A 12052-nucleotide genomic window follows, 5' to 3' on the forward strand; every position below is an offset into this window, starting at 1 on the left:
CGAGGCGGGTCGCCTTTTGATCTCGATCCGACGTGTTCGACCTGAGAAGCGACACGTTCGGTCAAGGATGAGGCAGTGAACTTTCCTTCTCTGTCGACCAAGACCGATGCTCACCCGCCGGACGAGGCGCGACCGGAGATTCCGGCCCCCGGTGCCGCCTCCGGTGACGGCGGCGGCACACCCAGGACCCCGGCGCCACGGCTCTACGCGCTCGACGCGCTGCGGGTCGTGGCGGCGCTGGCCGTTCTCGCGTTCCACTTCGCGGGGATCGACAAGGCGACCGCGGTCAACTGGGGCGAGAGCCCCCGCGAGCTCTTCCCCTGGCTCTTCCCCTTCGCCAAGTACGGCTCCTACGGCGTCCAGCTCTTCTTCATCATCAGCGGCTTCGTGATCTGTCTGTCGGCCTGGGGACGCACCCCGGGGCAGTTCGTCCGCGCCCGGTTCCTGCGGCTGTTCCCCGCCTACTGGTTCTCGGTGGTCCTCGCCCTCGCGCTGTACCGGCTGCTGCCGGACCCGGTCCGCGAGTCCCCCAGCTTCAGCGACGCCCTGACGAACCTGACGATGTTCCAGGTGCCCCTGAAGGCACAGCACATGGTCGGCGCCTACTGGACGCTCTGGCTGGAGCTCTGCTTCTACCTGGTCTTCCTGGTCGTGCTGATCAAGGAGATCAGCTTCCAGCGCGTGTACGTCTTCTGCTGGTCGTGGCTGATCCTTTCCGTGCTGCTCCAGCAGGGCACCGCCGTACCGCTCCTCACCACGCTGGCACCCGCGCTGAACACCTCGCTGTTCGTCGCCGGGATCACCATGTACCTGATGTACCGCTTCGGGCCCGACCTGAAGCTGTGGCTGCTCCTCGGGATGAGCTGGCTGACCATGCAGAGCGACCTGGTGGAACACGGGGACCGGCTGCGGGACGACCTGGGGTTCGACCGCAGCCCGTATGTGGCCCTGGCCGTGGTGACGGTCTCCTATCTCCTGGTGCTCGCGGTGGCGCTGCACCGGCTCGACGGGCTGCAGTGGCGCTGGCTGGCCACGGCGGGGGCACTGGTGTACCCGCTGTACCTGCTCCACGAGGAGCTGGGCTGGGCCCTGATCCGTACCCTCTACGGGCACCTGGGCGCATGGCCCACGCTGGCCGTCACCATGATGGTTCTGCTGGTGCTGTCCTGGCTGGTGCACCGCTACCTGGAGCGGCCCTCGGTCCGCTGGCTGCGCACGAGGCTGTGACCCCCGGCCGGCTCCCCGGTGGCGGGGGAACGGCCTGAGGACGGCATGAGGAGGGGCCCCGCACCGGATTCCGGTGCGGGGCCCCTCCTCATGTCATGCCAGCCGGAGCGGGGGCTCAGGCGTGGGCGTCCGTCCGGGTCTCCGAGGCCGCCGCGGGCACCTTGGGGCGGTCCGGCAGCAGCCGGCTGTAGATGCCGTCGAGGATCTCGGCCTGCGCCTCCCAGGTCCACTTCTCCAGCAGACCCGGCTTGTCGTAGGCGGCCCGGTAGCGCTCGGGGTCGGCCAGCACGGCCTTCACCGCCCGGACGTAGTCCTCGGTGTCCTGGGCGCGGAAGACCTCGCCCTGGCCCGTCGACTCGACCATCTCCGACATCGTGCGGATGTCGCTGACGATCTGCGGGAGCCTGGCCTGCGAGTACTCGAAGAACTTGTTGCTCAGCGCCAGCTCGTGGTTGGCCAGGTGATGGAGCGGGCTGACGGCCGCGTCGGCCGGGGCCACGAACTCGGCGACCTGCCAGTGCGGGACGAACGGCAGGAAGTGCACCCGGTCGCCGACCCCCAGCTCGTCGACGAGCTTGCGGATCGTGGCGGTCGCCGCGTACGGCTTGCCCGGCGGCACGGAGACCATCGCGACATGCACGTCCGGCATGCGGGTGAGGCCCTCGATGATCGTCTCGACCCCGCGGACCGGATTGATGCCACCGACGTACGCGAGCAGCGGGGTGTCCGGGCCGACGCCGCACAGCTCCCGCAGATCCGGCACGGGGTCGGCCCCGGCGACCTCGTCCGCGCCCGGGGAGAGGACCGGGGCGTTCAGCACGACCGTCGGCAGCGCGGACAGGCCGTGGCCCTCCTTGAGCAGCTCCGCGAGGGCCGGGGAGACCGTGATCACCGCGTCGGCGAACACGGCGTGCTCCTTCTCCCACGCCACATGGCCGGGCAGCCAGCGGCCGTGGCGCGGGGGCAGCCCGGGGACGTACTCATGGGCGTCCCAGACGAGCTTCACGGGCCGGCCGGCCGCGCGGGCGCGCACGGCGGCACGGGCGCCGACGCCGAGCATCTTGAAGTCGTGGGCGTGGATCAGGTCGGGCTTCAGCGCGTCGATGTGCTTGGCGAAGGCCAGCTCGAAGTCCCACAGGTTCGGCATCAGCCGGCGCCAGGAGCGCTGCTTCATCAGCGTCTGCCACATGGCGGTCGTGGTCCGGTCCAGGGAGGCGTCCAGCATGGACCGGCGCTTCTGCAGGTTCGTCGTCTCGCGGGCGCGCAGCGCGACCCACTTGCTGTAGATCTTGGCGCTCACGCGCGGCACCAGCAGGCGGGCCTTGGAGCCGCCCGCGCTGCGGCCCGGGTGACCGGCCCTGGCGGCCTTCTCGGCCGCCTGCCGGAAGCTCAGGTCCGAGCGCCACGCCTTGGCGGCCTGCACCCGGTAGCGCGCCACCTGGGGCGAGCGGTAGGCGAGCGGGCGGCGCGGGAACGGGCGGCGCATGTCGTGCCGGCGCGGGTTGAGCGGGGTGGGCTTGGGGATCAGCCGCACCTCGGCGCTGCCGACCTTCCAGGAGTGCTTCTCGCTGTCCGGCGAGACTCCGAAGAGCACGACGTCCCAGCCGGCGTCCGCCGCGGACCGGGCCGCCTTCTGTACCCGGGAGTCACCCCTGACCCCATTGTCGACGAGCATGACCACTCGACCCCGGGGCTTGTGCCGCGTGGTGCTTTCGGGCTCCATGTACGCGCCTTTCCTGATAGCCGCCGTCACGGCCTTCTCCCCGCCGCAGACATACCGCAGCCAGCGAGCATACCGGCCCCCCGGGACCCTGCGGTGACCGTGCCCCGCAAGGCTCCACGTACCATCGGACCCGGCCCGCAACGGGCCCGGCAGCCTCCAAGGAGAAGAACAACGTGAAGGTCCTCAGCGTCGTCGGGGCCCGGCCCCAGCTCGTGAAACTCGCCCCCATCGCCGCGGCCTTCGCCGGCACGTCCCATCAGCACGTCATCGTGCACACCGGCCAGCACTACGACGCCGATCTGTCCGATGTGTTCTTCGACGGGCTCGGCATCCCGGCCCCGGACGTCCACCTGGGCGTGGGCTCCGGAAGCCACGGGGTGCAGACCGGAGCGGTGCTCGCCGCCATGGACAAGGTACTGGAGGACGAGCGGCCGGACTGGGTCCTGGTCTACGGGGACACCAATTCCACCGTCGCCGGCGCGCTGTCCGCGGTGAAGATGCACCTGCCGGTCGCCCACCTCGAAGCGGGCCTGCGCTCGTTCAACCGCCGGATGCCCGAGGAGCACAACCGGGTCCTCACCGACCACTGCGCCGACCTGCTGCTCGCCCCCACCGAGGAGGCCATGCGCCACCTGGCCAACGAGGGCCTGGCCGGGCGTTCCCGGCTCGCGGGTGACGTGATGGTGGACATCTGCCTGCGCATCCGTGACGCGGTGGCCGCCGGGGAGCACCCCGCGCCGGCCCTGCCCGAGGGCATCGACCCGGCCTCGCCGTTCCTGCTCGCCACGCTCCACCGGCCGGACAACACCGACGACCCGGAGCGGCTGTCGGCGATCCTGGCCTCGCTGGCCGCGCTTCCGGTGCCGGTGGCGCTGCTCGCGCACCCGCGTCTGGTGGCGCGTGCCGAGGAGCACGGCATCAAGCTGGAGCAGGGCAACCTGCACGTCGGCCGCCCGCTGCCGTACGCCGGTCTCGTCGCCGCCGTGGTGGCCTCGGCCGGTGTGGTCACCGACTCGGGCGGCCTCCAGAAGGAGGCGTTCCTGCTCGGCCGGGCGTGCACCACGGTCCGCCCGGAGACGGAGTGGGTGGAGACCCTGGAGGGCGGCTGGAACGTCCTCGTCCCGGACCCGCACGAGCTGCCCGCGGACGAGTTCGCGGCGCTGGCGACCCGCCCCGCCCCGGAGACCGAGCGCGGTACGCCCTACGGCGAGGGCACCGCGGCCGTACGGGTCGTGGAGCTGATGGAGGAGGCGCTGCGCGGCTGACCTCGGCCACCGGCGTACGAGAAGGGGCTCCCCGGCCGCTGCGGCCGGGGAGCCCCTTCTGTCATGTCCTCGCGCGAGGACGGCGTCCTCGCGGTGCCGGTCAGCGCCTGAGGAAACCGTCCAGGGCGCGGGCCGTGGCGGTACCGTCGTGGTACTCCCGTGCGAACGCGGCCGACTCCGCGCCGATCCGGGCCGTGCCCTCACGGTCGGCGAGCAGCGCCTCCATGACCGAGTCCAGCGTCTCCGGGGTGGCGTTGACGATCGGCGGGGTCACCCCGCACGCCGCGATCGACTCCTTGTCGAGGTGGGCGACCACCGGCTTGCCGGCGGCCATGCCCTCGCACGCGAACGTCCCGTACGTACCGATGGCGAACTGGTCGACGATGATGTCCGCCTCCATCACCATCTCCCGGACCGTGGCCCAGGAGACCTTCTCGGCCAGCCGGAAGTCGATCAGGCCGCGGTCGTGGAGGTCCTGGAGCACCGGCAGCACCCGGTCGGTGCCCTTGGTCCAGCGCGCCGAGGGGGCGTGCAGGACGACGGGGCGTTCGCGCTGCATCACCGGCCGGTCGCAGGCCCATGCCTCGACGTCCACGACGAGCGGCGCCCAGGTGGCCATCGGCAGGTCGAGCAGCAGGTCGGGCGTGGTGACGAAGACCGGGAGCCCGCTCTCCCGCGCGATGCGCCGGTTGCGCTCGGCAATTGCCGCCAGCTTGTCCTCGTAGCCCTCGGGGGCGTCGAGGAAGAGGGAGTACGGGTTGCGCTTGCGGTGCTGCGCGGGGTCGCGCACCTCGCTGCCGTGGGCGAGCAGCGCGACCTTCAGCCCGCCGTTGAGGAGCGCGGGCAGGTCGCCCTCGATGCTGTCGCCGTTCAGTCCGCCGAAGACGGGGCGGAAGGCGTCGGCGATGAGGTGCGTGTAGCGCGGCACGATCCGCTGCACCTGTTCGAGCTGGACATCGAGGTTCTTGAGGGACTTGCCGTCGACGTAGACGTCGGCCGGGTACTCGTGCGTCTGCGCGGTGCGGTGCTTGACCACTTCCGCCGAGACGTCGGAGCGCTCACGGGTGACGGCCTGCGCGAAGGCGGCGAGCTGCCCGGCGTAGTTGGCCGGGCCCAGACCGAGCTTGACCGGGGTCTTGCCGAGCGGCGTCCAGCCCCGCTCCAGCTCCTCGCGCGGCTCCTCGTCCTCCTCGGTGTCCGTGACGGCGCGCTCGACGGCTCCCCAGGAGAAGCCCTCGGCGGGCTCGGGCGGGGTGAGGCCCGAGATCTCGCTGTAGAGCGCCATCAGCCCCTCGCACTGATGCTCCCAGGAGAGCTCGGTGAGGATGGGCTCGGTGATGTGCTCCTTCATGTCCGCGACATTGGCGATGCCGCGGGTGACGGCCTCGACGAACGAGGCGGCGTCACCGGCGACGAACACCTCGCCGACGCCGTGCTCCCGTACGAACGCGCTGAGGGTCTTCACATCGCTGGCGATGATCGGCAGCCCCGCGTGCAGGTACTCGGCCGTCTTGGTCGGCAGGGACAGCTCGTAGTTGATCGTCCGCTGGGAACAGATCAGCCCGAGGTCCGCGGTGGAGAGGTAGTCCGCCACCTCGTGCTGGGCCACGTAGGGAACCACATGGATACGGTCCCGTACGCCGGTCTCCTCGGCGAGTTCCAGCAGTCTGACCAGCTCCGGGCTGCGCTTGCCCGCGACGACCGCGAGGTGGTAGCCGGGCAGCCCGGCCAGGCCCTCCACGGCGGTGCCGAGACCGCGCTCGGAGGAGATCCAGCCGGAGTACACGAGCAGCGGGACGCTGTCGTCGAGGCCGCAGGCCTGCCGGACCGACACCCGTCCGGCGGCGCCGCCGATGGTCTCGCGGATCGGCGTGTTACGGACCACGAGGGGTGTCTTCGCCAGTGCGTAGTCCTGCTGGATGACCTCGGCGATCTCCGGGGAGACCGTCACCACGGCGTCGGCCTTGCCGATGAACTCCTTCTCCACGGCGGGGAAGGCGGTGGTCATCAGCGGCTGGGGCCATTCGACGCCCGCGACGTACTCGTGCGCGTCGTACAGCCAGGCGCACTTGCGGCCGCTCGCCCGCAGCCGGGCGGCAGCCATGGCACCCAGGTTGATCGCGGTGATGTCGTTGGCGTGGATGACGTCCGGCGCGAGCTTCTCGATGACGGGGCCGAATGCCAGGTCCAGGTCGAGCAGGGCCGGCCAGTCCTTGCGCCAGTCGCCGGTGGGCTGCTGCTCGGGCTTGCGCCGCTGCTCCCACTTGTACGCCTTCAGCCGCAGCTTGTGCGCGCCGCGGCGGGCCCGCACGACGGCCTTGAGCCCGACGGCGGCCGGTCCTCCGATGGCCGTGGACTGGCTCAACCACCCGATCCTGGCGGTCTGTTCACGTACCCAGGTGCCGTGCGCGGCCCGCAGCTGCTCCAGTCCCGCACGGTCCTTGATGCCGAACTGCGTCAGATGCGCGCGGGCGCCGCCCTGGACGGCGCGGGCGGCCACCCGTCGCTTCATATGGGTGGCGACCGGTACGCGTACGACCTTGACCGGTCCGAACCAGGAGCGCTCGGTGTGCTTGGAAGGGCTGCGGCCGATGAGAGTGACGTCCCAGCCGGCGCGAGCAGCGGCGAGCGCCGTCTTCTGCACCCGGGAGTCCCCAGTGATGCCGTTGGCGACGATGACGGCAAGTTTGGGGCGGGCGACAGATGTTGACATGCTTCAATCCTTACACGACAAACTGAGCTATCCCGGACATATTAGATCAACCTCCGATAACAACGCGGCGAACACCTTCCCAGCGAGCCGGGTCCGTCGTCCGCCGCCCGTCGACCAGGACGCGGACGTCCGGCAGATCGGCGGCGGCCAGCTCCCGGTACTCGGCGTGGTCGGCCTGGAGGACGGCCGCGGTGACGGTCTGGCCCTCGTGCGGGACGAGACCGTGCGCGGTCAGCTCCTGGGGGGTGTACATCGGGTCCGAGACGAACGGCACCGCGCCGCGCGCCTTCAGGGCCTCGACGACTCCGAAGACACCGGAGAACGCGGTCTCCTTGACCCCGCCGCGGTAGGCGGCGCCCAGCACCAGCACGCCGACGCCGTCCAGGTCGCCGTAGGCGGCGGCCAGCAGGTCCACGGAGTACTCGGGCATCGCGGCGTTGGCCTCACGGGCCGAGCGCACGACGGTCGCCTCCGGGTCGTTCCACAGGTACATCCGCGGGTAGATCGGGATGCAGTGGCCGCCGACGGCGATGCCGGGCTGGTGGATGTGGCTGTAGGGCTGGCTGTTGCAGGCCTCGATGACCTTCTTGACGTCGATGCCGCTGCGGTCGGCGAACCGGGCGAACTGGTTGGCCAGACCGATGTTGACGTCGCGGTAGGTGGTCTCGGCCAGCTTGGCGAGCTCGGAGGCCTCCGCCGTGCCGAGGTCCCACACGCCGTTGGGCCGCGGCAGGTCCTCGCGCTCGTCGAAGTCGAGCACGGCCTCGTAGAACTCGACACCGTGCCGGGCGGACGCCTCGTCGATACCGCCGACGAGCTTGGGGTAGCGGCGCAGGTCGGCGAAGACCCGGCCGGTCAGCACCCGCTCCGGGGAGAAGACCAGGTGGAAGTCCTCGCCCGGGGTGAGACCGGAGCCCTCGGCGAGCATCGGCGCCCAGCGGGTACGGGTGGTGCCGACCGGCAGCGTGGTCTCGTAACTGACCAGGGTGCCCGGCTTCAGCCCTGCGGCGATCGCCTTGGTGGCGGCGTCCATCCAGCCGAAGTCCGGGGTTCCCTCGGCGTCCACGAAGAGCGGGACGACGACCACGACGGCGTCGGACGCGGCGACCGCGGCCGTGGTGTCCGTCGTCGCGGAGAGCAGACCGGCACCCACCGTCTCCTTGAGCTTGACGTCCAGGTCGTGCTCACCGGGGAACGGCTCGGTGGCCGCGTTGACCAGCTCGACGACCTTCGCGTTGACGTCCGCGCCGATGACCGTGTGGCCCTTGGCTGCGAACTGCACGGCGAGCGGAAGTCCGATCTTGCCGAGCGCGACTACACAGATGTTCATCGGGTTTGCTTCCTCTTCCGGCCGGACAGCTTGCGGCGCAGCCGCGCCAGCATCCCGGTCTTGGTCTCCCACAGCGGGGCCGTCGTGATCACGAGCCGGCCCTTGGTGTTCGGATTCGCGGCGACGCGATAGGGGACGGTCCGCCCCCACCGCCGCGCCAGGGGCATCGGCAGTCCGTCGGTGCGCACGGGGATCTCGTACGTCGAGCCCGCCACGTCGGCGTAGACCCGCACGCCCCGCTTGGCCTTGACGGGCTGGATCGGGATGCGGGCGCTCAGCAGGGTGCCGCGGCCCCCGCCCGCGGGCTCCCTGACGAACTCTCCGACGGCCTCGGGGCGCCGGGCGTCCTTGGACATCCTCAGCGCTCCCGGCTTGTCCGCGCTCTTGGGCATCGCGCCCTGCGCCAGGGCGACCACGGCCGAGGAGGTGTCACCGATGATCCCGAGCCGCAGCCTCAGGGCGAGGGACAGCTCCGCCCCGTCCTGCTCCCACGCGGCCGACTCCAGCTCCGTGCTCTTGGCGAGCCTGCCCGGTACCGCCTCGCCGAGCACCTCGTAGAAGCGGTCCTCCAGACCGACCGCGTCGTCCCGGAAGCCGGGGTAGGCGGCGAAGGCCCGCCCGCCCTCCAGGAGGAACGGCGGGGCCCCGTGCTCGGTCTCGTCCGCGATGGCGCGGCTGAGCTCCTCGACGGCGCCGCGCCGGGCGAGGCCGAAGCGCACCCGTCGCGTCACCCCCGTACCGTCGCGCAGGCCGTCGGTGTAGTACTCGTCCAACAAGGCGGCCAAGCCCTCGCACACCAGGCGCTTGGTGCCGGTGTCGAGGGCGGGGAAGTCCTTCTGCAGGAGCTTGGACAGCTCCCAGTCGAAGTGCCGCTTGAACACGGCGTCGCGCTGCGGGCCCGGCTCGATGAGACCGGCCGTGTGCTTCATGATCTTCGCGGTGCACCGGAGCCGGGCCAGATGATCGGCCCGGTAGGTGATGTTGCTCGCGTCACCGCGCTTGACCGCGTAGTAGTACGTGTAGTCGGAGAGCACCGAGATCCTGCGGGCCCGGACGCACGCCTCGATCGTGAACGGCTGGTCGCTGCCGACCGGCAGGTCCTCCGGGAACCGCAGGCCGTGCTTCTCCACCAGTTCGCGGCGGAAGAGCTTGGTGTTGGCGAGCGTGAACGGAAGGGCCGATGTGTAGAGGCTGATATCCGGATTGTTCCCGGTATACAGCTTCTGATGGACATAGCGACCGTTCGTCCCGACCATCTTGCCGACGACCACATCGGAATCGTGCTGGTCGGCGCAGGCCACCATCCGTTCCAGCGCCTCTTCACCGAGGTAGTCGTCGGAACCGATGAAGTAGACATAACGCCCGGTGGCGATGTCCAGGGCCCGATTACTGGGAGCGGCCGGCCCGCCGGAATTCTCCTGGTGAATAACCTTGACCGTATCCGGATAAAGCGCCGCGAAACGGTCCAGTTCATTACCGCTGTCGTCGGTGGACCCGTCGTCCACCGCGATCACTTCGAGCCGTTCCCGTCCGATGCTCTGTCCCACGAGCGAATTCAGGCACTCGGTGAGATACGGCATCGTGTTGTAAACGGCTACGACGACGGTGACAGCCGGTTCGGTCAACTGGCCACACCCTCGAACGGCGCGTCCAGGTCCTTCAGCGGCACCGCGAGTCCGGTCGACGCCGATTCGAGCACGGCGGCGGCCACCTCGACGGTACGGAGCCCCTGGCGCAGGGTGCAGATGTCGGACGACTTCCCCTGCACGGCGTCCCGGAACAGCTCGTGCTCGACGAGCAGCGGCTCGCGCTTCGGGATGGCGTAACGGATCATGTCGCCCTCGGAGACCCCGCGGAACGCGCGCAGCGCCTCCCACTCGGTGGTCACCGACGCGTTCGAGTGGAACGTGAGGTCGGCGGTGAGGGTGTCGGCGATGAAGCAGCCGCGCTCACCCGTGACCGAGGTGAACCGCTCCTTGAGCGGGCTCAGCCAGTTGACCAGGTGGTTGACCATCGTGCCGTCCGAGAGCTGGCCCACGGCGGAGACCATGTCCTCGTGCGGGCGGCCGGACTTCGACACGGTGTGGGCCGCGATCGAGTTGTACGTCTGGCCGGTCACCCAGCCCGTCAGGTCGATGTCGTGGGTCGCGAGGTCCTTGACGACGCCGACGTCGGCGATCCGGTGCGGGAAGGGGCCCTGGCGCCGCGTCACGACCTGGTACACATCACCGAGTTCGCCGGCCTCCAGACGGCTGCGCAGCGAGCGCAGGGCCGGGTTGCAGCGTTCGATGTGGCCGACACCGGCCACCAGGCCGCGCGCCTCGAAGGCCTCGACGAGCCGGCGGGCGCCCTCCACGGTGTCCGCGAGCGGCTTCTCGATCAGCGCGCAGACACCGGCGTCGGCGAGCTGCAGGCCGACTTCCTCGTGCAGTCCGGTGGGGCAGGCCACGACGGCGTAGTCGATGCCCAGGGCGATGAGCTCCTCGACGGTCGACAGGACGGGGGCGCCCTGCGCCCAGCCGTTCTTGTCGCCCATCGGGTCGACGACGCCGACCAGTTCCACACCCTCCAGGCCGGCGAGCACCCGGGCGTGGTGGCGGCCCATGGAGCCGAGCCCGATGAGGCCGGCCTTCAGTACGGCGCTCACAGGTTCTCCCCCAGCGCGTTCACGGCGGCGGCGATGCGCGCCAGGTCGCCCTCGGTGAGCGAGGGGTGCACCGGCAGCGAGACGACCTCGGCGGCGGCCCGCTCGGTCTCCGGCAGATCCCAGTTGCGGCCGGCCTTCTGGTCCGGCTCCCAGTACGGCTTGAGCCGGTGGATCGGCGTCGGGTAGTAGACCGCGTTGCCGACGCCCGCCTCGGTGAGCTTCGCCATCGCGGCGTCCCGGTCACCCCGCACCCGGACCGTGTACTGGTGGTAGACGTGACGGGCGCCCTCGGCGACCGGCGGCGTCACGACGCACGGCGCGGTGATGTGCGCGTCGAGGTACGCCGCGTTGGCACGGCGCTGCTCGGTCCAGGCGTCCAGCTTGGTCAGCTGCACCCGGCCGACGGCGGCGGCCACGTCCGTCATACGCATGTTGGCGCCGACGATCTCGTTGGCGTACCGCTGCTCCATGCCCTGGTTGCGCAGGAGGCGCAGGGTGCGGGCGGTCTCCGCGTCGGCCGTGGTGACCATGCCGCCCTCGAGCGAGTGCATGTTCTTGGTGGGGTAGAAGCTGAAGGTGCCGCCCGCGCCGAACGCGCCGACGGGGGTCCCGTTCAGCGCCGCGGCGTGTGCCTGGCAGGCGTCCTCGACCACGGCGAGCTTGTGCTTGTCCGCGATGGGCATGAGCCTGTCCATCGCCGCCGGGTGACCGTAGAGGTGCACGGGCATGATCGCGGCGGTGCGCGGGGTGATCGCGGCCTCGACCGCGGCCGGGTCGAGACCGAAGCTGCCCGGCTCGATGTCGGCGAAGACGACGTCGGCGCCGACCAGGCGGACCGCGTTCGCGGACGCGGCGAAGGAGAAGGAAGGGACGATCACTTCGTCGCCCGGACCGATGCCCAGGGCGAGCAGCAGCAGATGAAGTGCCGAGGTGCCCGAGTTGACGGCGACACAGTGCCGGCCGTCGACCAGGTCCGCGAAGCCTTCCTCGAAGGCCGCGACCTCGGGCCCCTGCACCACGCGGCCGCTGCGCAGCACACGTACCGCGGCCTCGATCTCGTCTTCCCCGATGACCGGGCGGGCAGCAGGAATCGGCTGCTCGTTGATGCTCGTCATGGACGTCCTCCTTGAACACCGCAAGAGCTCTT

At 70.6% G+C, this 12052-nt stretch carries 8 protein-coding genes; 2 read left to right on the top strand and 6 right to left on the bottom strand.

Annotation, left to right across the window (positions count from 1 at the left end):
• Positions 1–75: 75 nt before the first annotated feature.
• On the top strand, positions 76–1227 hold the full coding sequence (locus ACIGJO_RS03705; RefSeq protein WP_399951454.1) for an acyltransferase family protein: 1152 nt from the start codon (positions 76–78) through the stop codon (positions 1225–1227).
• 115 nt (positions 1228–1342) lie between these two features.
• On the opposite strand, the gene ACIGJO_RS03710 is transcribed toward ACIGJO_RS03705, so the two are convergent.
• Positions 1343–2950 (bottom strand): glycosyltransferase family 4 protein, encoded by a 1608-nt coding sequence (locus ACIGJO_RS03710; protein ID WP_399951456.1) that lies wholly within the window; start codon positions 2948–2950, stop codon positions 1343–1345.
• Between the two features lie 173 nt (positions 2951–3123).
• Here ACIGJO_RS03710 and wecB point away from each other — a divergent pair, with 173 nt between their 5' ends.
• Positions 3124–4215 (top strand): non-hydrolyzing UDP-N-acetylglucosamine 2-epimerase, encoded by a 1092-nt coding sequence (gene wecB / locus ACIGJO_RS03715; RefSeq protein ID WP_399951459.1) that lies wholly within the window; start codon positions 3124–3126, stop codon positions 4213–4215.
• A gap of 100 nt (positions 4216–4315) precedes the next feature.
• Here the strand turns inward: wecB and ACIGJO_RS03720 are convergent, their stop codons facing one another.
• From ACIGJO_RS03720 to ACIGJO_RS03740, 5 genes are read right to left on the bottom strand one after another with little or no spacing between them, the layout of a single operon-like run.
• Positions 4316–6928: a glycosyltransferase gene (locus ACIGJO_RS03720; protein ID WP_399951462.1), complete on the bottom strand. Its 2613-nt coding sequence runs from the start codon at positions 6926–6928 to the stop codon at positions 4316–4318.
• A gap of 46 nt (positions 6929–6974) precedes the next feature.
• On the bottom strand, positions 6975–8258 hold the full coding sequence (locus tag ACIGJO_RS03725) for a nucleotide sugar dehydrogenase (RefSeq protein WP_399951465.1): 1284 nt from the start codon (positions 8256–8258) through the stop codon (positions 6975–6977).
• On the bottom strand, positions 8255–9883 hold the full coding sequence (locus tag ACIGJO_RS03730; RefSeq protein WP_399951467.1) for a glycosyltransferase family 2 protein: 1629 nt from the start codon (positions 9881–9883) through the stop codon (positions 8255–8257). Before ACIGJO_RS03730 ends, ACIGJO_RS03725 begins: the two co-directional genes overlap by 4 nt.
• On the bottom strand, positions 9880–10905 hold the full coding sequence (locus ACIGJO_RS03735; RefSeq protein ID WP_399951470.1) for a Gfo/Idh/MocA family protein: 1026 nt from the start codon (positions 10903–10905) through the stop codon (positions 9880–9882). Before ACIGJO_RS03735 ends, ACIGJO_RS03730 begins: the two co-directional genes overlap by 4 nt.
• A complete protein-coding gene (locus tag ACIGJO_RS03740; protein WP_399951472.1) occupies positions 10902–12020 on the bottom strand; it encodes a DegT/DnrJ/EryC1/StrS family aminotransferase in 1119 nt (372 codons plus the stop codon). Before ACIGJO_RS03740 ends, ACIGJO_RS03735 begins: the two co-directional genes overlap by 4 nt.
• Positions 12021–12052: the final 32 nt, after the last annotated feature.

This window comes from Streptomyces sp. NPDC079020 (assembly GCF_044542225.1).
Classification (GTDB): domain Bacteria; phylum Actinomycetota; class Actinomycetes; order Streptomycetales; family Streptomycetaceae; genus Streptomyces.